The 20,921-nt window shown below is 67.6% G+C and carries 18 protein-coding genes; 13 read left to right on the top strand and 5 right to left on the bottom strand.

Annotated elements, in window-relative coordinates; genetic code table 11:
• Position 1 precedes the first annotated feature (1 nt).
• From iscU to uvrB, 4 genes are all read right to left on the bottom strand, one after another.
• Positions 2-421 (bottom strand): Fe-S cluster assembly scaffold IscU, encoded by a 420-nt coding sequence (gene iscU / locus ACAH41_RS19875; protein ID WP_325651561.1) that lies wholly within the window; start codon positions 419-421, stop codon positions 2-4.
• A 119-nt stretch (positions 422-540) separates the two neighbouring features.
• Positions 541-1,761, bottom strand: coding sequence for an IscS subfamily cysteine desulfurase (locus ACAH41_RS19870; protein ID WP_325651562.1), 1,221 nt, complete (start codon positions 1,759-1,761; stop codon positions 541-543).
• Between the two features lie 123 nt (positions 1,762-1,884).
• Positions 1,885-2,418: a Fe-S cluster assembly transcriptional regulator IscR gene (iscR, locus tag ACAH41_RS19865; protein ID WP_141284715.1), complete on the bottom strand. Its 534-nt coding sequence runs from the start codon at positions 2,416-2,418 to the stop codon at positions 1,885-1,887.
• Positions 2,419-2,706: 288 nt separating this feature from the next.
• A complete protein-coding gene (uvrB, locus tag ACAH41_RS19860) occupies positions 2,707-4,836 on the bottom strand; it encodes an excinuclease ABC subunit UvrB (RefSeq protein WP_325651909.1) in 2,130 nt (709 codons plus the stop codon).
• Positions 4,837-5,021: 185 nt separating this feature from the next.
• Between uvrB and ACAH41_RS19855 the strand changes: the two genes are divergently transcribed.
• From ACAH41_RS19855 to ACAH41_RS19820, 8 genes are all read left to right on the top strand, one after another.
• Positions 5,022-6,233, top strand: a complete 1,212-nt coding sequence (locus ACAH41_RS19855) for an amino acid aminotransferase (RefSeq protein WP_325651564.1) — start codon at positions 5,022-5,024, stop codon at positions 6,231-6,233.
• A 127-nt stretch (positions 6,234-6,360) separates the two neighbouring features.
• The gene (locus tag ACAH41_RS19850; RefSeq protein WP_325651565.1) at positions 6,361-7,053 is read left to right on the top strand and encodes a DUF6445 family protein; all 693 of its coding nucleotides are present in this window, start codon (positions 6,361-6,363) and stop codon (positions 7,051-7,053) included.
• A 239-nt stretch (positions 7,054-7,292) separates the two neighbouring features.
• The gene (locus tag ACAH41_RS19845) at positions 7,293-8,735 is read left to right on the top strand and encodes a polyhydroxyalkanoate depolymerase (protein ID WP_325651566.1); all 1,443 of its coding nucleotides are present in this window, start codon (positions 7,293-7,295) and stop codon (positions 8,733-8,735) included.
• Positions 8,736-8,775: 40 nt separating this feature from the next.
• Positions 8,776-9,489 carry an electron transport complex subunit RsxB gene (gene rsxB, locus ACAH41_RS19840; protein ID WP_370538429.1) on the top strand — a complete coding sequence of 238 codons (714 nt, stop codon included), beginning with the start codon at positions 8,776-8,778 and terminating at the stop codon, positions 9,487-9,489.
• 74 nt (positions 9,490-9,563) lie between these two features.
• Positions 9,564-10,202 carry an endonuclease III gene (gene nth / locus ACAH41_RS19835; protein ID WP_325651911.1) on the top strand — a complete coding sequence of 213 codons (639 nt, stop codon included), beginning with the start codon at positions 9,564-9,566 and terminating at the stop codon, positions 10,200-10,202.
• Positions 10,203-10,323: 121 nt separating this feature from the next.
• The gene (locus tag ACAH41_RS19830) at positions 10,324-10,809 is read left to right on the top strand and encodes a hypothetical protein (RefSeq protein ID WP_325651567.1); all 486 of its coding nucleotides are present in this window, start codon (positions 10,324-10,326) and stop codon (positions 10,807-10,809) included.
• Positions 10,787-11,314: a hypothetical protein gene (locus ACAH41_RS19825; protein WP_325651568.1), complete on the top strand. Its 528-nt coding sequence runs from the start codon at positions 10,787-10,789 to the stop codon at positions 11,312-11,314. The genes ACAH41_RS19830 and ACAH41_RS19825 overlap by 23 nt, the downstream gene beginning before the upstream one ends.
• Positions 11,315-11,425: 111 nt before the next feature.
• Positions 11,426-12,433, top strand: coding sequence for a D-2-hydroxyacid dehydrogenase family protein (locus tag ACAH41_RS19820; RefSeq protein WP_325651569.1), 1,008 nt, complete (start codon positions 11,426-11,428; stop codon positions 12,431-12,433).
• 18 nt (positions 12,434-12,451) lie between these two features.
• On the opposite strand, the gene upp is transcribed toward ACAH41_RS19820, so the two are convergent.
• Positions 12,452-13,093, bottom strand: a complete 642-nt coding sequence (gene upp, locus ACAH41_RS19815) for a uracil phosphoribosyltransferase (RefSeq protein ID WP_325651570.1) — start codon at positions 13,091-13,093, stop codon at positions 12,452-12,454.
• 212 nt (positions 13,094-13,305) lie between these two features.
• Here upp and ACAH41_RS19810 point away from each other — a divergent pair, with 212 nt between their 5' ends.
• From ACAH41_RS19810 to ACAH41_RS19790, 5 genes are read left to right on the top strand one after another with little or no spacing between them, the layout of a single operon-like run.
• The gene (locus ACAH41_RS19810; protein WP_325651571.1) at positions 13,306-14,709 is read left to right on the top strand and encodes an HD domain-containing phosphohydrolase; all 1,404 of its coding nucleotides are present in this window, start codon (positions 13,306-13,308) and stop codon (positions 14,707-14,709) included.
• A complete protein-coding gene (locus ACAH41_RS19805; protein WP_325651572.1) occupies positions 14,702-16,867 on the top strand; it encodes a PAS domain S-box protein in 2,166 nt (721 codons plus the stop codon). Before ACAH41_RS19810 ends, ACAH41_RS19805 begins: the two co-directional genes overlap by 8 nt.
• Positions 16,867-19,857, top strand: coding sequence for an EAL domain-containing protein (locus tag ACAH41_RS19800; RefSeq protein ID WP_325651573.1), 2,991 nt, complete (start codon positions 16,867-16,869; stop codon positions 19,855-19,857). The genes ACAH41_RS19805 and ACAH41_RS19800 overlap by 1 nt, the downstream gene beginning before the upstream one ends.
• A complete protein-coding gene (locus tag ACAH41_RS19795) occupies positions 19,854-20,066 on the top strand; it encodes a hypothetical protein (protein ID WP_325651574.1) in 213 nt (70 codons plus the stop codon). The genes ACAH41_RS19800 and ACAH41_RS19795 overlap by 4 nt, the downstream gene beginning before the upstream one ends.
• The gene (locus ACAH41_RS19790; RefSeq protein ID WP_325651575.1) at positions 20,059-20,919 is read left to right on the top strand and encodes an HDOD domain-containing protein; all 861 of its coding nucleotides are present in this window, start codon (positions 20,059-20,061) and stop codon (positions 20,917-20,919) included. Before ACAH41_RS19795 ends, ACAH41_RS19790 begins: the two co-directional genes overlap by 8 nt.
• The last annotated feature ends 2 nt before the right edge of the window (positions 20,920-20,921 follow it).

Raw genomic sequence — 20,921 nt, 5'->3', positions numbered from 1 at the left:
GTCAGTTCGCTTCCGTGGCGACCTGCGGGACCGAAGCGGTGGCGTGGCGGGCCTTGTAGTCGTCCACCGCAGCCTTGATCGCGTCTTCGGCCAGGATGGAGCAGTGGATCTTCACCGGCGGCAGCGCCAGTTCTTCGGCGATGTGGGTGTTCTTGATGGTCAGCGCCTGGTCCAGCGTCTTGCCCTTCACCCATTCGGTGACCAGCGACGACGAGGCGATGGCCGAGCCACAACCGTAGGTCTTGAAGCGCGCGTCTTCGATCAGGCCCGACACCGGGTTGACCTTGATCTGCAGTTTCATCACGTCGCCGCAAGCCGGTGCGCCCACCATGCCGGTGCCAACGCTTTCGTCGCCCTTGTCGAAGGCACCCACGTTGCGCGGGTTTTCGTAGTGGTCGATGACCTTGTCGCTGTATGCCATTTCGAACTCCTGTCTGTCTTGATCACTGCCGCAGGGCCGGCGCCGGGCCGCTCCCAAGCGGCCCCGCACCCCCTCGGGGGGTGGCTGCGGTAGGCCCGCAGCCGGGGGTTGTCATGCCGTCAATGCGCGCTCCACTGGATGCTGGAGATGTCGATGCCGTCGCGGTACATGTCCCACAGCGGCGACAGGTCACGCAGCTTGGCCACGCGATCCTTCAGCACGCTGATCGCGTAGTCGATCTCTTCTTCGGTCGTGAAACGGCCGATGGTCATGCGCAGGCTGGAGTGCGCCAGCTCATCGCTGCGGCCCAGCGCGCGCAGCACGTAGCTGGGCTCCAGGCTGGCCGAGGTGCAGGCCGAGCCGGACGACACCGCCAGTCCCTTGACACCCATGATCAGCGACTCGCCTTCGACGTAGTTGAACGAGATGTTCAGGTTGTGCGGCACGCGGCGGGTCAGGTCGCCGTTGATGAAGGTCTGGTCGATCTCCGACAGGCCCTTCAACAGCCGCTGGTGCAGTGCCGAGATGCGTGCGTGTTCGCTCGCCATCTCTTCCTTGGCGATGCGGAAGGCTTCGCCCATGCCAATGATCTGGTGCGTGGGCAGCGTGCCCGAACGCAGGCCGCGCTCATGGCCACCGCCGTGCATCTGCGCTTCCAGTCGCACACGCGGCTTGCGGCGCACATACAACGCGCCGATGCCCTTGGGGCCGTAGGTCTTGTGCGAGGCCAGGCTCATCAGGTCGACCGGCAAGGTCTTCATGTCGATCTCGACCTTGCCAGTGGCCTGGGCCGCGTCGACGTGGAAGATCACGCCGCGCTCGCGGCACAGCGTACCCAGCGCCGCGATGTCCTGGATCACGCCGATCTCGTTGTTGACGAACATCACCGAGGCGACGATGGTGTCAGGGCGGATCGCCGCCTTGAAGGCCTCGAAGTCCAGCAGCCCGTCTTCCTTCACGTCGAGGTAGGTCACCTCGAAGCCTTGCCGCTCCAGCTCGCGCGTGGTGTCCAGCACGGCCTTGTGCTCGGTCTTCACCGTGATCAGGTGCTTGCCCTTGCTCTGGTAGAAGTGGGCCGCGCCCTTCAGCGCCAGGTTGTTGGACTCGGTGGCGCCGGAGGTCCAGACGATCTCGCGCGGGTCGGCGCCGATCAGGTCAGCCACCTGCACGCGCGCCTTCTCGACCGCCTCTTCCGCTTCCCAGCCCCAGGCATGGCTGCGAGACGCCGGGTTGCCGAAATGCTCGCGCAACCACGGCACCATCACGTCCACAACACGCGGATCCACCGGGGTGGTCGCGCCGTAGTCCATGTAGATTGGGAAGTGCGGGGTCATGTCCATGATCGGGTCTTCTTGCGCTTCAAATGCACGGCAGTGAGGGAAACAAGGGCGCTGCAGGGCAGCACCATTCACCACGCCGGCCGAGCCGCCCAGCGGCTGGCGTGATGCAGGCCAACGCCTGGCTTACTTGGAAAAGGCGTTGCCCAGCGCGAACACGGAGTTCGGCGCGGTGACCTTGATCGGCTTGACGACAGGCACGGTCGAGATGGCACGCTTGATCGGCGCTTCCTCGATCGACAGGCCCTTGTCCAGCTGATCATCAACCAGCTTGCGCAGGCTGATGGAGTCAAGGTACTCGATCATCTTCGCATTCAGATTGGCCCACAGTTCGTGGGTCATGCAGCGACCGGCATCCTCGCCCATGCAATTTTCCTTGCCGGCGCAGCCGGTCGCGTCGATGGGCTCATCGACCGCGACGATGATGTCGGCGACGCTGATTTCCTCGGCCTTGCGGCCCAGGGAATAGCCGCCGCCCGGGCCACGCGTGCTTTCGACCAGCTCGTGGCGACGCAGCTTGCCGAACAGTTGCTCCAGATACGACAAGGAGATCTGCTGACGTTGGCTGATCGCAGCCAGGGCCACGGGCCCGTTGTTCGAACGCAGCGCCAGATCGATCATGGCGGTTACCGCAAAGCGGCCTTTGGTGGTCAGACGCATGAGACTCTCCTGTCTTCTCGGTTGGCGACACATGCCAGCGGAACATCGCGCCCCGCGGCCGGCTTCGTCACCAGCGCCCGGTTGCCAAAGCGGATGACCACTGTGGCGCCGGGTTAACCCTCGGAAGATCCCGAGTGATTTGCTCGATTATAGGCGAAGCCGAGTCTTTTAGTCGTGTATCCCGGCCAAAGGTTCCGTGGGCCGCCAGGAAATTTCCTTACCAGGTGTCCGGTCATGCGGCGCCACGGAAAAGCAACGGAAATGGCACGCTCCCAGGGAAAACCGGGCTCAGCGGCTGGCGGCGACCAAGCTCACGGCGCTGCTGTCGTGCGTGCTGCCGCCGCCAAATGCCTGTTCGCGCAACAGGGCCAATTGGTCGCGGATCCGGGCCGCCTTCTCGAATTCCAGGCTCTTGGCGTGCTCCAGCATCTGCTTTTCCAGCAGCTTGATGCGCTTGCTCAGGTCCTTCTCGCTCATCGCCTCGACCTCGGCTGCCTGCTGGGCAAAACGCAGGTCGTCCTTGCCTGACTTTTCGGCCACCACGCCGTCGATCATCTCGCGCACCTGCTTGCGGATGCCGCGCGGCACGATGCCATTGGCCTCGTTGAACGCGACCTGCTTGGCACGGCGGCGCTCGGTTTCGTCCATTGCCCGGCGCATTGAATCGGTGATGCGGTCCGCGTAGAGGATGGCGCGGCCATTGACGTTGCGCGCGGCCCGGCCAATGGTCTGCACCAAGCTGCGCTCAGCGCGCAGGAAGCCTTCCTTGTCGGCATCCAGGATTGCCACCAAGCTGACCTCGGGGATATCCAGCCCTTCGCGCAGCAGGTTGATGCCCACCAGCACGTCGAACACCCCCAGCCGCAGGTCGCGCAGGATCTCCACGCGTTCCACCGTGTCGATGTCCGAGTGCAGGTAGCGCACCTTCACGCCGTTGTCGGTCAGGTAGTCGGTCAGCTGCTCGGACATGCGCTTGGTCAGCGTGGTGATCAGCACCCGCTCACCCTTCTCCACCGTCTCGCGGATCTCCTGCAAAACGTCATCCACCTGCTGCTGCGCCGGCCGCACTTCCACGATGGGGTCGACCAGACCGGTCGGCCGCACCAACTGTTCGACCACCTGGCCTGCGTGCTGCTTCTCGTAGTCGGCCGGTGTGGCCGACACGAACACGCACTGCCGCATCTTGGTTTCGAACTCGGCGAACTTCAGCGGCCGGTTGTCCAGCGCGCTGGGCAGGCGAAAGCCATATTCGACCAGCGTGGTCTTGCGCGCCCGGTCGCCGTTGTACATGCCGCTGAACTGGCCGATCAGCACGTGGCTCTCGTCCAGAAACATCAGCGCGTCCTTTGGCATGTAGTCCACCATCGTCGGCGGCGGGTCGCCGGGCGCGGCGCCCGAAAGATGGCGGCTGTAGTTCTCGATCCCCTTGCAGTGGCCAACCTCCTGCAGCATCTCCAGGTCGAAGCGGGTGCGCTGCTCCACGCGCTGCGCCTCCACAAGCTTGCCTTCCTTGACGAAAAACGCCAGCCGTTCGCGCAGCTCCGTCTTGATGGCGTCGATGGCCGCCAGCACGCGATCGCGCGGTGTCACGTAGTGGCTGGACGGGTAGATCGTGAAGCGCGGCACTTTCTGCTGGACCCTGCCGGTCAGCGGGTCCAGCAGCGACAGCGCCTCCACCTCGTCGTCGAACAGCTCGATGCGCACCGCCAGTTCCGAATGCTCGGCCGGGAAGACATCGATGGTGTCGCCGCGCACGCGGAAACTGCCACGGGAGAAATCCGTCTCGTTGCGGGTGTACTGCATGCGGATCAGCTGCGCGATCACGTCGCGCTGGCCCATCTTGTCGCCATTGCGCAAAATGAAGCGCATCTGCGTGTAATCCTCCGGCTTGCCGATGCCGTAGATCGCGCTGACCGAGGCGACCACGATGGTGTCGCGCCGCTCCAGCACGCTCTTGGTGGCCGACAGCCGCATCTGCTCGATGTGCTCGTTGATCGCAGAGTCCTTCTCGATGAAAAGGTCCCGCTGCGGCACATAGGCCTCGGGCTGGTAGTAATCGTAGTAGCTGACGAAATACTCGACCGCGTTCTTCGGGAAGAACTCGCGGAATTCGCTGTACAGCTGGGCCGCCAGCGTCTTGTTCGGCGCAAAGACGATGGCCGGTCGGCCCATGCGGGCGATCACGTTGGCCATCGTGAAGGTCTTGCCCGAACCGGTCACGCCCAGCAGCGTCTGGTAGGCCAGCCCGTCCTGGATGCCTTCGACCAGTTGCGCAATCGCCGTCGGCTGATCACCCGCTGGTGGGTAGGGCTGGTACAGCTGGAACGGCGAATCCGGGAAACTGATGAACTCGCCCTCGGGAAAGCCTTCGCCATCCGGCGAACCTGCGTTCGCGCCTGCCGCTGCACCTGCATCCATTGCCACACCTCGTCCCACGCCAGTGAGTTCCGACATCGGGTTTTTCCCCTTCAACGCTTAAAATCCTCAGGCTCGGCGAGTTGCACGCCGGGCCAACCTGACAGCGTAGCGCATCCCAAACGGCCGCGCCGACTGTCGATGCCTTCGCCGCCCCGGCGCCTCCTCCGATCCACAGGACTGATTCCATGTCTTCCTCCGCCTCGTCGCTGTTCGCCGCCGTTGAAATGGCGCCTCGCGATCCGATCCTCGGCCTCAACGAACAGTTCAACGCCGACACCAACCCCGCCAAGGTCAACCTGGGCGTGGGCGTCTACACCGATGCCAACGGCAAGCTGCCGCTGCTGGCCTGCGTGAAGGCTGCCGAGGCGCAACTGGTCGAAGCCGCCCGCGCCCGCGGCTACCTGCCAATTGATGGCATTGCCGCTTATGACAAGGCCGTGCAGGCCCTCGTCTTCGGCGAAGGCAGTCCCCTGTTGGTCGAAGGTCGTGTGGCCACGGTGCAGGCCATTGGCGGCACCGGCGGCCTGAAGCTGGGGGCCGACTTCCTGAAGAAGCTGAACCCCACCGCCAAGGTGCTGATCAGCGACCCGAGCTGGGAAAACCACCGCGCATTGTTCACCAACGCCGGCTTCACCGTCGACACCTACCCGTACTACGACGCCGACAAGCAAGGCGTGAACTTCGACGGCATGCTGGCCGCGCTGAACAGCGCCGCCGCAGGCACCGTCGTCGTGCTGCACGCCTGCTGCCACAACCCGACCGGCTACGACATCCTGCCGGTCCAGTGGGAACAGGTCATCGCCGCCGTCAAGGCGCGCGGCCTGGTGGCCTTTCTTGACATGGCTTACCAGGGCTTTGGCGACGGCATCGAGGAAGACGGTGCCGTCATCGGCCAGTTCGTTGCCGCCGGCATCGACTTCTTCGTCTCCACCTCGTTCTCGAAGAGCTTCTCGCTCTACGGCGAACGCGTTGGCGGCCTGTCGGTCGTCTGCGCCAGCAAGGAAGAAACGGCGCGCGTGCTGTCCCAGCTGAAGATCACCATCCGCACCAACTACTCCAACCCACCGACGCACGGCGCGCAGATCGTCGCCACCGTGCTGACCACGCCCGCGCTGCGCGCCCAGTGGGAAGAAGAGCTGGCCGGCATGCGCAACCGCATCAAGAAGATGCGCGGCGCGTTCGTCGAGCAGCTCAAGGCAGCCGGCGTGACCCGCGACTTCAGCTTCATCACCACCCAGCGCGGCATGTTCAGCTACTCCGGCCTGACCAAGCCCCAGATGGAACGCCTGCGCAACGAGTTCGGCGTCTACGGCGTCGACTCGGGCCGCATCTGCGTGGCCGCGCTGAACGAGCACAACATCGGCTACGTCACCAAGTCGATCGCAGCCGTTCTTTGAGTGAACCCCCAGGGCCGGCAAAGCCCGGCCCGCCCCCCCGAGGGGGAGCAAGTTGCCTTGGGGCGGCCCGGCGGCAACTTGCTCGCGGCCGGCACGGTTCAGTAAGCAGGAAAGGCACAATCACCGCATGGCTGTGCTTTCCCCCACACCCGGTGTGCCCAAGGCCCACCGATTGATCTACCGCCCGCCGCTGCTCGGCCGGGATTATTGGGTCCTCGACAACGCCCTGCCCGACCCGCTGGCGGTGCGCCAGCGACTGCTGCAGCGGGACGATTGGGTGCTGGGCGCGCCGCACCGGCCGGAGGCTTGGCCGGGGCAGCGGGCGCAGCCGGCCCTCACCGCCGAAGAACTGGCTCCGCTGGAAGCCTGGGCACGGCAGCAGACGGGCCAGAAGAAGCTGTTTGCGGTGAGCCTGCCGGGCAAGACCGGCCCGCAGTTCAACCACAACTGCGTGCAGCTGGTGGGCGCCAGCGAGAGCGGCGCCAAGCCGCACACTGACTCGCGCCGCCTGTGCAAATACGCCGCGGTGCTGTACCTGAACCCCGATGTGCCGGACCACTGCGGGACCGCGCTCTATCGCGTGCGCCTGCCGGACGGCTCGCTGGGCGGCAACACCTTGCCCGCCCGCTTTGCCAACCTGGTCGAGGCGCTGGACACCCGTTTCGTGCCGCCCAACCTGTTCGTCGAAGACGTGGCCATCGACCACCGTTTCAACCGCCTGCTGGTCTACAAGGCCGACCTGATCCACAGCGCCACGGCCTACTGGGGCAACACGCCGGAAACCAAGCGCATGAGCGTGGTCATGTTCTGGATGGCCTGAGCGAGCGGCTGAACTGACCCGTCCAGGCGCCGCTTTTCTGCGCTGCAACATGCCTGCAGCTGCTGCCCAATGGAGGTGCCAAGTCGCTGCCAATCGGTGCAAGTGCTGATCGTGGCACTACCGATGCGCAATTTTTTGCTGCAGTGCACAATTGCAGAATTCGGTCCATGGAGGACGCTGGCGCGCTGCCAAAGCTAGCCGCCGGCTCGCCTCGCCGGGCCAACCCAACAGGAGCCCGCATGCTCTACCAGCTCTATGAAACCCAACGCGCGCTGATGGCGCCGTTTGCCGAATTCGCCAGTGCCTCGGCCAAGCTGTACAGCCATCCGCTGTCGCCGTTCACGCACACCCCCATGGCCCAGCGCGTGGCCGCCGGCCTGGACCTGATGCACCGCCTGGCCAAGGACTACGAAAAGCCCACCTTCAACATCCAGACCGTGCGCGTGGACGGCGTGGACGTGGCGGTGCAGGAGCAGGTCGCGGTCGACAAGCCCTTCTGCCGCCTGGTGCGCTTCAAGCGCTTCTCGGACGACGCCACCGCGCTGGGCGACATGAAGGCGCAGCCGGTGGTGCTGGTCGTGGCCCCCCTGTCGGGCCACCACGCCACGCTGCTGCGCGACACCATCAAGAGCCTGCTGCAGAGCCACAAGGTCTACATCACCGACTGGACCGACGCCCGCATGGTGCCGCTGGAAGCCGGCCCGTTCCACCTGGCCGACTACATCGCCTACATCCAGGAATTCATCCACCACATCGGCCCCGAGGTCAACGTGATCTCGGTCTGCCAGCCCACGGTGCCGGTGCTGGCCGCGATCTCGCTGCTGGCCACGCACAAGGAATTCACGCCGCGCACGATGATCATGATGGGCGGCCCCATCGACGCCCGCAAGTCGCCCACCGCGGTCAACAACCTGGCGATGAACAAGAGCTTCGAGTGGTTCGAGAACAACGTGATCTACCGCGTGCCGCAGAATTTCCCCGGCGCGGGCCGCGAGGTCTACCCGGGGTTCCTGCAGCACACCGGCTTTGTCGCGATGAACCCGGACCGCCACCTCACCTCCCACTACGACTACTTCCTGGACCTGGTGCGCGGTGACGACGACAGCGCCGAGACGCATCGCCAGTTCTACGACGAATACAACGCCGTGCTGGACATGCCGGCCGAGTACTACCTGGACACCATCAAGACCGTGTTCCAGGACTTCGCACTGGTCAACGGCACCTGGGAAGTCGACGGCACCCAGGTCCGGCCGCAGGACATCCGCGACACCGCGCTGCTGACCATCGAAGGCGAACTGGACGACATCTCCGGCGCCGGCCAGACACGTGCCGCGCATGCGCTGTGCACCGGCATTGCGCCGGAAAACCGGCAGCACTACGACGTGGTCGGTGCCGGGCACTACGGCATCTTCTCCGGCCGCCGCTGGCGCGAGAAGGTCTACCCGGAAGTGCGCGACTTCATCCGCCGCTTCAACCCCGCTGAACCGGTGCCGGTCCCGCCCCAGGCCGTCACCGCGGACGAGCCGGCCGCAACACCCCGGCCCGCGCGCAAGGTGACCGCGCAGGCGGCAGCCAAGGCGCCCGCGAAGACCGAAGCCAAGGCCGTCGTCAAGGTGGGCGCCAAACCGCCCGCGAAAGCGGCCGCCAAGCGCGCCGCGCCGCGCAAGAAACCGCAGGCCTGAGAGAAAGCGGCGCCGGGCCCGCCCACGGGATAATCCGCGGGTGACGCTCGCGCCCTTCCCGCCCCCCGCTTCCCCTGTGGCCACGCTGGCCGCGCGCATTGATGCGGCCCTGCCGCAGACCCAGTGCACCCGCTGCGGCTACCCGGACTGCCGCAGCTATGCCAACGCCATCGCCGCCGGCGAGGCCGGCATCAACCAGTGCCCGCCTGGCGGCGCAGAAGGCGTGGCCCGGCTGGCTGCGCTGACCGGCCTGCCCGTCCTGCCGCTGAGCCCCGAGCATGGCCACGAAGGCCCGCGTGCGGTGGCCGTCATCGACGAAGCCTGGTGCATCGGCTGCACGCTGTGCATCAAGGCCTGCCCGGTGGACTGCATCAGCGGCGCCGCCAAGCGCATGCACACCGTCATTGAGGCCCAGTGCACCGGCTGCGAGCTGTGCGTGCCGGCCTGCCCGGTGGACTGCATTGCCATGCTGCCGATCACGGGCGAAGCCACCGGCTGGGCCGCCTGGGACAGCCAGCTGGCCGACGAGGCCCGCCAGCGCTATGCCTTCCACCAGTTCCGCACCGCGCGCGACAAGCGCGAGAACGACGAACGCCTGGCCGCCAAGGCCGCGCACAAGCTGGCCGACCTGGCCGCCGCCAGCCAGCTCACCGACCCGGCCGCACTGGACCGCAAGCGTGCCATCGTCGAAGCCGCACTGGCCCGTGCCCGCGCCCAGCGCCAGCCCACCCCTCCTGACGACAAGGCCCGATGAACGCCACCCGCCGCAATCCCGTCCCACCGGCAGCTGCCGCCGAAGCACTGGCCACGCCCGGCAGCTCAGCGCCGATGACGGACGCCCAGGTCGAACACTTCTTCGCCACGCTGCGCGCCGCCAACCCGCACCCCGAGACCGAACTGCAGTTCACCAACGTGTTCGAGCTGCTGGCCGCCGTGCTGCTCTCGGCCCAGGCCACCGACGTGGGCGTCAACAAGGCCACGCGCAAGCTGTTCGCGCTGGCGCCCACGCCCCAGCGCATGCTGGCACTCGGGCTGGAAGGCCTGGAAGCGCAGATCAAGACCATTGGCCTCTACCGCACCAAGGCCAAGCACCTGCTGCAGACCTGCCGCATGCTGGTCGAGCTCCACGGCGGCCGGGTGCCGCGCGAGCGCGAGGCGCTGGAGGCCTTGCCCGGCGTCGGCCGCAAGACCGCCAACGTGGTGCTCAACGTGGCCTTTGGCGAGCCGACGATGGCGGTCGACACGCACATCTTCCGCGTGGGCAACCGCACCGGGCTGGCGCTGGGCAAGAACCCGCTGGCGGTCGAGCAGGTGCTGCTGCGCCGGGTGCCGCCGGCCTACCGGGTGGACGCGCACCACTGGCTGATCCTGCACGGCCGCTACATCTGCCAGGCCCGGCTGCCGCGCTGCGCAGCCTGCCAGGTGGCGGTGGACTGCCAGTTCCAGCCCAAGACGGCGGCACGCTGAGCCGCTGAACACCGGCGCCGCCATGGCGCCCGAAGGCTTGCCGCCGCCAGAAAGGCTTTCCGGCTTGTTTCCCGGTCTTTTCCGGGCTTTGAACGCGAGGGTGAATCTCAACAATCCCCTCATGTTCTCACTGCCTTTGACCGATGAAACCCGCATGAGCCCGACACGCCTGCTTCAACGCCTGCTGCGCCGCCGCCCCTCGGCGACGGTGCCGCCCAGCCGCATCGAAATCCGGCCGCCCGCACTGTGGGGTCAGGCCGAACCGGTCTGGCAGTCGGTGTGGAGCTGGATGCGCCAGTCGCCTGTCACCGGCGGTGCCCGGCCCAGCGTGCTGGACAAGGCCAGGCAGGACTTCTGCGCCGCGCTCGGCGACCTGCACGGCGAGGCCACGCATGACCTGTCGCGCCGCGCCAGCCACGCCCGCTCGCTGCGCGAGCTGTGGCACCTGCGTGCCGAGCTCTACAGCCTGATCGCGTTTCACCTGAACCAGACCGAGGCCGATCGCCGGCTGGCGCAGGTCAACCGTCATTTCCCAGCCCGCGCCGCGGGCACGGCCACGAATGTCTTGCAGTCGACTGATCGCCATGCCCAACGCCACAATTCCTGAGCGCCGCGCACCGGCTTTTGCCAACACCTTGCCCGAGTCCTCGCTGCTCAGCGAGCTCGACAGCGTGATGCCCAGCGCCTTCGACGCCGAGCTGGCGGCCGCCGGCCTGCCGGCCGAACGCGCCGCCCGCATTGCCGCCCGCCGCGCCTTCGTCGAGATGAAACAGATCTTCATGCGCGCCGTGGCGACCATGAAGGACCGCAAGGGTGAATGGCTGCGCAACCAGGTGCGGCTGGCCAACGAACCGCTGGACCTGTGGCTGCTGCGCGGCCCGGTGCTGGCCGCCCTGCGCCAGACCGACGGCGAGACCCGTGGCCTGCGCGCAGAGCTCTACCGCGGCCTGGACAGCCTGTTCCCGCACGCCCACGGCCACGGCACGTCCGCTGCAGCCGCCATCGGTGGCCCGGTCACGCTGCCGCCGCTGAACCTGCCCGAACCCTGGGCCATCCAGGCCATGGACGCGATGCGCAGCCTGGCCGAGCACCAGAAGGCCGCGCGCCGCTGAGGCCGCGCTGTCGATACACCTGACACAGCTGGTATAGCTTCCTGCTGCTGAAGTAACGCCCTGAGGCCCCACAGCCCGGGCGGGGGCTGCATCACGGTGCAAAATCGAAGGGTGAACATCATCATCCTCGACGACTACCAGGACGCCGTGCGCAAGCTCAACTGCGCATCGGCACTGAATCATCTGCAGGCCAAGGTCTTCACCAACACCGTCAAGGGCCAAGGCCAGTTGTCGGTGCGCCTGCGCGACGCGGAGGTGCTGGTGGCCATCCGCGAACGCACGCAGTTCAACCGCGCCCTGCTCGAAAAGCTGCCCAGGCTGAGGCTGATCTCGCAGACCGGCCGGGTCGGCCCGCACATCGACGTGGACGCCTGCACCCGGCTGGGCATTGCGGTGGCCGAAGGCGTCGGCTCGCCGCATGCGCCGGCCGAGCTGACCTGGGCGCTGATCATGGCCGCCATGCGCCGGCTGCCGCAGTACATCGGCAACCTCAAGCATGGCGCCTGGCAGCAATCCGGCCTGAAGTCGGCCTCGATGCCGCCGAACTTCGGCCTGGGCCTGCAACTGCGCGGCCGGATCCTCGGCATCTGGGGCTACGGCAAGATCGGCGCGCTGGTGGCCGGCTACGGCAAGGCCTTTGGCATGGACGTGCGCATCTGGGCCAGCGAAGCCAGCCGCGAGCGCGCGCAGGCTGACGGCTGGGCCACCTTCGACAGCCGCGACGCGCTGTTCGAGCAGAGCGACGTGCTCAGCGTGCACCAGCGCCTGTCCGACCGCAACCGCCACGGCGTCACCCATGCCGACCTGGCGAAGATGAAACCGACCGCGCTGTTCGTCAACACCTCGCGCGCCGAGTTGGTCGAAGACGCTGCGCTGGTCTCGGCGCTGAACCGCGGCCGGCCCGGCATGGCGGCGGTGGACGTGTTCGAGTCCGAACCCATCCTGCAGGGCCACCCGCTGCTGCGGCTGGAAAACGCCGTCTGCACGCCGCACATCGGCTACGTGGAGCAGGACAGCTACGAGCTGTACTTCACCGCGGCATTCGAGAACGTCGTCAACTTCGTCGGCGGCACGCCGTCCAACATCGTCAACCCGGACGCGCTGAAGGTCCTGCGCTGAGCGCAGGCCCGGCACGGCTCAGCGCGTGCCTTCGTCCTTGGTGCCGAAGATCTTGTCGCCCGCGTCGCCCAGGCCCGGGATGATGTAGCCCTGCTCATTGAGGTGGCTGTCGATGGCAGCCGCCCAGCAGCGCACGTCCGGATGCGCCGCTTCGAGCGCCTTGATGCCCTCGGGCGCGGCCACCAGCACCAGCGCGCGGATGTCCTTGCAGCCGCGGCGCTTGAGCAGGTCAATGGTCGCGATCATCGAGCCGGCCGTGGCCAGCATCGGGTCGACGATCAGCGCGGTGCGCTGCTCCAGCGCGCCAACGAACTTCTCGAAGTAGTGCACCGGCTGCAGCGTCTCGTGGTCGCGCGCCAGGCCGACCACGCTGATCTTGGCGTTCGGCACCATGTCCAGCACGCCGTCCAGCATGCCCAGGCCCGCCCGCAGGATGGGCACCACGGTGACCTTGCGACCTGCGATCTGCTCGACCTGCGTCGGGCCGCTCCAGCAATCGATCATCACGTTTTCGAGCGGAAAGTCGGCCGTGGCCTCGTAGGCCAGCAGGCGTGCCAGCTCGCCGGTGATCTCGCGGAACTTCTTGGTCGAGATGTCGGACTCGCGCAGCAGGCCCACCTTGTGGCGGACCAGCGGATGGGGAACGGCGATGACGGTCATGGTGGCGATGCGACGGCTCAGCAACGGGATGGGCCGAGTGTAGTGGCCCCATCCTGGGGTTGTCCCCGACGCCGCGGCGGCACAAGTTCACAGACGCGAACAAAGGTCGGCCCGCCTCGTGCCGATAGTCCAGTAACTGCGGCGAAGTCTGGCTGCATCCGCTTTCCCCGCGCCCCGCGCCCCTCGCACCGCTCAGCCGTGACGCTTCCAGCATGCCCGATGTCCTGAACCCCGTGCCAGCCGGCGCCGCGCTCGACGCACCACCGGTCACCCTGATGCTGGTGGACGATGAAGCCTCGGTGCTGAGCGCCTTGCGGCGCCTCTTCCGCACCCAGGGCTACCGCATCCTGCAGGCCACCAGTGGTGCCGACGGCCTGGCGCTGCTGCAGCAGGAGACCGTGGACCTGGTGATCTCCGACATGCGCATGCCCGAGATGGACGGCGCCCAGTTCCTCGAAAGGGTTCGCAGCCAGAGCCCCGGCACGGTGCGCATCCTGCTGACCGGCTATGCCGACATCAGCGCCACGATTGCCGCCATCAACTGCGGCGAGATCCACCGCTACATTGCCAAGCCCTGGGACGACCAGGACCTGCTGCTGGTGGTGCGCGAAGCCTTGACCCGGCGCGACCTGGAGCAGCAGAACACCCGCTTGCTGGCCCTCACGCAAAGCCAGAACCAGGCCCTGGCCGAGCTCAACCAGGGGCTGGAAGCCCGCGTCAAGTCCCGCACCGCCGAGATCGAGCAGATCAACGCGATGCTGAACAAGGCCTATGAAGAGCTGAACCAGAACTTCATGGTCGCGGTCACGGTGTTCAGCGGCCTGATGGAAATGCGCCAGGACGGCATTGCCGGCCACTCGCGCCGGGTCGCCTCGCTGGCACGCCGCACCGCCGTCGCCCTGAAGCTCGACGAGCGTTCCCAGCAGGACATCTACCTCGCAGCGCTGCTGCACGACATCGGCAAGATCGGCTTTCCGGACAAGATGTTGGGCAAGCCGGTCTCGACCTACTCGCCCGACGAGATGACCCGCTACCGCAAGCACCCGCGCGAGGGCGAAGCCGCGCTGATGCCGCTGGCCCAGCTGCAGACCGTGGGCCGCATCGTGCGCCAGCACCATGAGCGACTGGACGGCAACGGCTTCCCCGACGGCCTGGCCGGTGACGAGATCCTGATCGGCGCGCGCATCGTCTCGGCCGCGAGCGACTACGACGGCATGGTGCATGGCGGACTGGCAGAGAAGTGCTTCAGCCCCGACTCCGCGCTGCGTGCCCTGGCCAATGGCGCCGGCACGCGCTACGACCCCCGCGTCGTGGCGGCGCTGGAGCTGGCGCTGCAGACCCCCGACCCCTCCGAAAGCAATGACCTTGCGGTCGAAGCCTCGGACCTCAAGCCCGGCATGGTGCTCGCGCGCGACCTGCTTTCGCCCAAGGGCTCGCTGCTGCTGGCGGCCGGCTATGTGTTCGACGCGCGGGTGATCCGCCAGGTGCGTGACTTCGTTGGCAGCGAGGGCCTGAAACTGGCGCTGCGCATCCGCAAGGACTCGCTGCCCAGCGCGCCTGCACTGACCAGCAACGGCAGCAACGGCACCTCGCCCCAGGACAAGCAACATGCCTGACGACCTTCACTCGCCGGCATCGTGCACCCTGTCTTCCCCCGGCCCGCACGGCCTGCTGCCGCTGCTGCTGGACGCCGTCACCGTGCCCACGTATGTGCATGCCGGCGGCCCCATCCTGCATGCCAACCCGGCCATGCTGCGCCTGGCCGGCCACGGACTGGACGCCCTGCGCGGCTTCCACCACTCAGCGCTCTGCGACGAAGCCGGCCAGCCGGGCCTGCAGGCCTATGGCGAGGCCTGCCTGAGCCCGGCAGGCGATCCGCCGGCCATGGAGCTGCAGTTGATCACTGCCCACGGTGCGACGCGCCAGGTCGAGATCAACGGTCGCCGCGTGATGTTCGACGGCCAGCCTTGCGTGATCGTCACCTGCCAGGACCTGAGCGACATCCAGCACGTGCAGAGCAGCCTGCTGCAGGTCAGCCAGTTGCTGAATCAGATCATCAACGGCGGCCCGGTGGCCACCTTCGTGATCGACAAGGATCACCGGGTCACCCACTGGAACAAGGCCTGCGAGCGGCTGACCGGCCGCCTGGCGTGGGAGATGCTGGGCCGCACCGAGTACTGGCGCGCGTTCTACAACCACGAACGCCCGCTGCTGGCCGACATGATCGTCGACGGCGTCAAGCTGAACGAACTCAAGAATCACTACCAGGACGCCGTCAAGCCATCGCAGGAACTACAGGATGCCTACGAAGGCGAAACCTTTTTCCCTGCGCTCAAGGAAGGCGAAGAAGGCCGCTGGCTGTTCTTCACCGCGGCACCGCTGCGCGATCCGCAAGGCGAGCTGATCGGTGCGATCGAAACACTGCAGGACGTGACCCAGCGGCGCAAGGCCGAGGAAGAGCTGACGCGCCACCGCAACCAACTCGAACAGTTGGTGGAGGAGCGCTCGGCCGAGCTGGGCGGCACGGTGCGCCAGTTGGCCGCCTTCATGGAGAACTCGCCCATCGGCATCATGCACACCATGGACGGGCAGGTGGTGCACAACAACCAGACCCTGGCCGCGATCTTCGGCCTGCCAGGCGGCTCGGCCGTCGGCATGGCCGGGGCCGACTTCTTCCTCAGCGCCGAGGATCACGAAGCCCTGACCCAGCTGGCCAAGCCGCGCCTGGCCCAGGGCCTGCCGGTGCAGCACGAGATGTGGCTGCGCCACAGCGACGGTTCGGCCCTGTGGGTGCAGATGATCGCCTACGTGGCCGACATCCAGGACCTCAGCGCCGGGGCCTGGTGGCTGGTGCAGGACCGCACCGAATTCCGCCGCACGCAGGACGAACTGCAAAGCAACTTCGCTCGCATCCAGGAAACCAACCGCAAGCTCGAAGAAGCGCAGAACCAGCTGCTGCAATCCGACAAGATGGCCTCCATCGGCCAGCTCGCGGCCGGCGTGGCGCACGAGATCAACAACCCGATCGGCTTCGTCGGCTCGAACCTGAACTCGCTCAAGACCTATGTGCAGGACCTGATCCGCCTGATCGACGGCTACCAGCAGGCCGAGTTGCAAGGCTTTGGCGCCGAGACGCGCGCGACCCTGGCCGGCATCAAGAAAAGCGTGGAGATGGACTACCTGCGCGAAGACCTGCCGCAGCTGCTCAGCGAAAGCGAGGACGGGTTGGCGCGGGTCAAGAAGATCGTGCAGGACCTGAAGGATTTCTCGCGCGTGGACCAGGCCGATTGGCAGGAAGCCGACCTCAACACCGGCCTGGAATCGACGCTCAACGTCGTCATGCACGAGGTCAAGTACAAGGCCGAGGTGATCAAGCAGCTCAAGCCGCTGCCACCGGTGCGCTGCCTGGCCGCACAGCTCAACCAGGTCTTCATGAACCTGATCGTCAACGCCTCGCACGCCATCGACGGCCGCGGCATCATCACGCTGTCCAGCGGCACCCAGGACGACTGGGTCTGGGTCGAAGTGCGCGACAGCGGCTGCGGCATGAACGAGGAGGTGCAGCGGCGCATCTTCGAGCCCTTCTTCACCACCAAGCCGGTGGGCAAGGGCACCGGCCTGGGCCTGTCGCTGTCGTTCTCCATCGTGCAGCGGCATGGCGGCACCATCCGCCTGCAATCGGCCCCCGGCCAGGGCAGTGCCTTCCGGGTCTGGATCCCGGTGGCAGGCCCCGCGACCGAAGGCGGCCTGTTGACCCCGCCGGGAACCTTCTGATGCGCTCGCGTGACACCGCCCTGCCCGCATCGCCGCCGCCCGTCCCTGGAACGCAGGCCTTCGGCAGCCTCGCGCCGCAGCATGCAGCGCAGCTGCTGGCCCAGACGCAGGCCGGGCTGGTGCTGCTCGATGGCGGCAACGTGCGGCTGGCCAACCCCGCCATGGCGCGCATGTTCGGTTGTGAACCGCAGCAGCTGATCGGCCAGCCCTGGCTGCGCTTCATTGCCAAGGCCGACCACCTGCAGGTGCTGACGCAAAGGCAGCGCCGCCTGGCCGGCGAACCCGGCAAGGCCTACGACGTGCGCTGCGTGCGCCCGGACGGCAGCGAGTTCGACGGCAGGGTGTGCGGCCAGTTGGTGGACATCGATGGCCGGCCGGCCAACCTGCTCACCCTGTTCGACGTGAGCGAGCAGAAGGACGCGCTGAGGCGTGCCGAATGGCATGCCGAGATGCTGGCCCGCAGCGAGGCCTTGTGCCGCAGCGGCTCGTTCGAGCTGGCGTGGCCCAGCGGCCAGGTGGTCAGCTCCAGCGGCTTGCGCATGCTGGTCGGCGAGGTCACGCCCGCGGCCGGGCCGGAGTTGATCGACGCGCTGGCCTGGGTGCCCGCCGACGAGCGCAGCCTGGTGGCCACGATCTGGCGCCATGCGGTGCTCGATGAACCGTTCGAGTTCCAGCACCGCGTGCTGTGTGCAGATGGCCAGTTGCTGACCGTGCTGCACCGCGGGGTGCTGCACCGGGCCAAGGACGGGCAGGTCGGGCAGCGCGGCATCGCCATCCTGCAGGACATCACGCAGCAGCGCCTGGCCGAGCACCGCATCCACGAGCTGGCCAACTTCGACGAAGTCACCGGCCTGCCGAACCGCACGAATTTCCTCGACCAGATCGATGCCCATACCCAAGCCGCCCGCCGCGAGGAATGCGGCCTCACGCTGCATGTGATCGAGGTCCCGCGCATCGTCGAGCTGAAGGCCAGCATGGGCTTTGGCGCAGGCGACACGCTGGCCATGGCCATCGCCGCAAGGCTGCGCCAGTTTTCCGACGAGCGCGAGGCCGTGGCCCACCTGGGCGACAGCGAGTTCGCGCTGCTGCAGCGCCACGAGGGGCCGCATGACGTGGCGGCCGCCCGGGCCCGCGCGCAGGCGCTGCAGACCTGCCTGCAGCAGCCCGTCCTGCTCGGTGCCACCGATGTCTTCCCGCTGTGCCTGATCGGCATTGCCGCCTTTCCGGCCGACGGTGCCGGCGCCGAGGAACTGCTGGAGGCCGCGCAGACCGCCAGGCTGGGCGCTGCCGCCACCGGCGGCGTGGCCTTCTTCCGGCCCGAGGCGAATGCCCAGGCGGTGCGCGAACTGCAGTTGGCGGCCGCGCTGCGCCACGCCATCGAGCGCAACGAGCTCACGGTGCTCTACCAGCCGCAGGTCAGCCTGGCCAGCGGCCACATCATTGGCGCCGAAGCCCTGCTGCGCTGGCACTCGCCGGACTGGGGCCAGGTCCCGCCAACGGAGTTCATCCCGGTCGCCGAGCGCGCCGGCCTGATCGGCGCGATCGACGACTGGGTGCTGCGCCAGGCCTGTGCCCAGTCGCTGGCCTGGCAGCGCCAGGGCCTGCCGCTGGTGCGCATCGGCGTCAATTTTTCGCCGCTGCAGTTCCAGCAGGGAGACGTGGCCCAGCAGGTGCAAAAAGCCCTGCTGGACACCGGCGCCGACCCGTCCTGCCTGGGCGTGGAGTTGACCGAAAGCACGCTGATGGACGACCCGGCGCGTGCCGCCACGATGCTGCGCGAGCTGAAGTCCATCGGCATCGAGATCTCGCTGGACGACTTCGGCACCGGCTACTCCAGCCTCAGCTGCCTGCGCAGCCTGCCGATCGACGTGGTCAAGGTCGACCGCTCGTTTGTCAACGACGTGACCGCCGGCCCGGAAAGCGCCTCGGTCACCCGCTCCATCATCACCATGGCGCACGGCCTGCAGATGCGGGTGATCGCCGAAGGCGTGGAGACCGAGGCCCAGCTCAGCCTGCTGCTGGCCAAGGGCTGCGACCAGATCCAGGGCTACTGGTTCAGCCCGCCGGTGCCGGCCGACCAGCTGGCACGCATGCTGGCCGAGCAACGCTGCCTGCCCGAGCACCTGACCACCCGGCGCAGCCGCCCGCGCACCTTGCTGCTGGTGGATGACGAGGAAAACATCGTCTCGGCCCTGAAGCGCCTGTTCCGGCGCGACGGCTACCGCATCGTCACCGCCTGCAGCGCCGCCGAGGGCCTGCTGCGCCTGGCCGAAACCGAGGTCGACGTGATCATTTCCGACCAGCGCATGCCGGGCATGACAGGCGTCGAGTTCCTCCGCCAGGCCAAGGCGCTGTACCCGGACACGGTGCGCATGACGCTCTCGGGCTTCACCGACCTGCAGTCCATCATCGACGCGGTCAACGAAGGCGCGGTCTACAAGTTCCTCACCAAGCCCTGGGACGACGAGCGCCTGCGCGCCCACGTGGTCGAAGCCTTCCGCCGCAAGGAACTGGCCGACGAGAACCGCCGGCTGGACCGCGAGGTCACCGGCGCCAACCGCGAGATGGCCGAGCTGAACGCCCGCCTGGAGCGCCTGCTCGGCCAGCAGCGCGAACAGGCGGCCCTGCTGCAGACCAGCGCCGGCGGTGCCCACGAACTGCTGGACGGCCTGCCGCAAGCGGTGCTGGGGCTGGACCCGGAGGGCTTGCTGGCCTATGTCAACGAGACCGCCCGCCAGTGGCTGCCGGCCGAACAGCTGCCGCTGGGCATGCCGCCCGGGCCCTTGCTGGCACCGGCGCTGGCCCTGCCGCCTGGCGGCACCGGCACCTTGCTCGTGCACGGCCAGCGCTGCCGGGCCTGGAAGCGCAGCGTCTACACACCCGACGGCCGACCGCGCGGCGAAATGCTGGTGCTGATGTGCCCACCGACGCCCGCCTCTTCCACCGCCGGACCGCTGTTGCAGGCCACTGTTTCCGAGACCGCCCGATGACCGACCCCACCTTGCCCCGCCCTGCCTCGCCACCCCCCGCGCCCGAACCGCAAGCCGCTGTCGCCCCCGCAGACGCGCGGCAGCAGCAGCTGTTCCGCCACACCCTGCGCGAGAGCCGCATCCACCCCTTGGCGCCCCTGCTGCGCCGTTACCGCAGCCTGTGCACGCCAACCGCGCCAAACACCGAAGAAGAGGGTCCACATGCTTGACACCTATGGCCTGTCGCAGCTGCAGCACAAGGTCAAGGACCTGCCGGTGCTGCCCCAGGCGGTGCTGGAAGTGCTGCAGGTGCTGCGCAACGACAACCTGTCCGCGGACCGCTGCATCCAGCTGATCGAGAAGGACCCGGCATTGGCCGCACGCACGCTGCGCCTGGCCAACTCGGCCTTCTATGGCGCACCAGGCCGGGTCGCGCGCATTGCAGATGCCGTCAGCATGCTGGGCCTGCGCACCGTCTCGGGCGTGCTCGCCGCAGCCGCGCTGACCCAGGCTTTCCCGGCCAGCGCCTGTGCCGGCTTCGACTTCGCCGCCTACTGGCGCCACGGCCTCGCAGTGGCCATGTGCGCCCGCTCGCTGGCATCGCATTGCGACCTCGATCCGGAGCAGGCCTTCCTGGCCGGCCTGATGCACGACATCGGCCAACTGGTGCTGGCCGCCCACTTCCCCGCCGCCGGCAGCGCCGTGCAGGCACTGGTGAAAAGCGCGGACCTGCCGCGCGTGCGGGCCGAGCAGGCCCTGCTCGGACAGGACCATTGCCAGATGGGCGCGCTGCTGGCTGTTCACTGGCGCTTCCCGAAGCCCATCGTCGAGGCCATCGCCCAGCACCATGCACCGCCGCCTGCAGAGGCTTCGGCCCCGGCCGCGCTGGACCTGACCGGCCTGGTGCACGCCTGCGACGCCGTGGCCCATGCGCTGGACCTCGCCGGCCTGGCCGAAGAGGCGGTGCCGGAGATCGACCTTTCCGTCTGGACGCGGCTGCGGCTGGACGAAGCCCGCGCCATGCGGCTGTTTGCCAGCGTGGAGAGTGGCGTGCGCGAAATGTGCGCCGCGCTCTCGCTTTGAAG

Source organism: Ideonella sp., assembly GCF_041287625.1.
In the GTDB taxonomy this organism is placed as follows: domain Bacteria; phylum Pseudomonadota; class Gammaproteobacteria; order Burkholderiales; family Burkholderiaceae_C; genus Ideonella.
Note: the sequence above shows the minus strand (reverse complement) of the source record. Positions and strands in the feature narration are given on the sequence as shown.

What these genes read in the sequence shown, in the direction of transcription:
- ACAH41_RS19795 (WP_325651574.1), top strand. Translation starts at nt 19,854, where the DNA reads ATGACCGACCCCACCTTGCCCCGCCCTGCCTCGCCACCCCCCGCGCCC.
- ACAH41_RS19825 (WP_325651568.1), top strand. Translation starts at nt 10,787, where the DNA reads ATGCCCAACGCCACAATTCCTGAGCGCCGCGCACCGGCTTTTGCCAAC.
- ACAH41_RS19855 (WP_325651564.1), top strand. Translation starts at nt 5,022, where the DNA reads ATGTCTTCCTCCGCCTCGTCGCTGTTCGCCGCCGTTGAAATGGCGCCT.
- ACAH41_RS19805 (WP_325651572.1), top strand. Translation starts at nt 14,702, where the DNA reads ATGCCTGACGACCTTCACTCGCCGGCATCGTGCACCCTGTCTTCCCCC.
- iscU (WP_325651561.1), bottom strand. Translation starts at nt 421, where the DNA reads ATGGCATACAGCGACAAGGTCATCGACCACTACGAAAACCCGCGCAAC.
- iscR (WP_141284715.1), bottom strand. Translation starts at nt 2,418, where the DNA reads ATGCGTCTGACCACCAAAGGCCGCTTTGCGGTAACCGCCATGATCGAT.
- ACAH41_RS19800 (WP_325651573.1), top strand. Translation starts at nt 16,867, where the DNA reads ATGCGCTCGCGTGACACCGCCCTGCCCGCATCGCCGCCGCCCGTCCCT.
- ACAH41_RS19845 (WP_325651566.1), top strand. Translation starts at nt 7,293, where the DNA reads ATGCTCTACCAGCTCTATGAAACCCAACGCGCGCTGATGGCGCCGTTT.
- ACAH41_RS19810 (WP_325651571.1), top strand. Translation starts at nt 13,306, where the DNA reads ATGCCCGATGTCCTGAACCCCGTGCCAGCCGGCGCCGCGCTCGACGCA.
- uvrB (WP_325651909.1), bottom strand. Translation starts at nt 4,836, where the DNA reads ATGGATGCAGGTGCAGCGGCAGGCGCGAACGCAGGTTCGCCGGATGGC.
- ACAH41_RS19850 (WP_325651565.1), top strand. Translation starts at nt 6,361, where the DNA reads ATGGCTGTGCTTTCCCCCACACCCGGTGTGCCCAAGGCCCACCGATTG.
- ACAH41_RS19870 (WP_325651562.1), bottom strand. Translation starts at nt 1,761, where the DNA reads ATGGACATGACCCCGCACTTCCCAATCTACATGGACTACGGCGCGACC.
- ACAH41_RS19790 (WP_325651575.1), top strand. Translation starts at nt 20,059, where the DNA reads ATGCTTGACACCTATGGCCTGTCGCAGCTGCAGCACAAGGTCAAGGAC.
- nth (WP_325651911.1), top strand. Translation starts at nt 9,564, where the DNA reads ATGACGGACGCCCAGGTCGAACACTTCTTCGCCACGCTGCGCGCCGCC.
- upp (WP_325651570.1), bottom strand. Translation starts at nt 13,093, where the DNA reads ATGACCGTCATCGCCGTTCCCCATCCGCTGGTCCGCCACAAGGTGGGC.
- ACAH41_RS19830 (WP_325651567.1), top strand. Translation starts at nt 10,324, where the DNA reads ATGTTCTCACTGCCTTTGACCGATGAAACCCGCATGAGCCCGACACGC.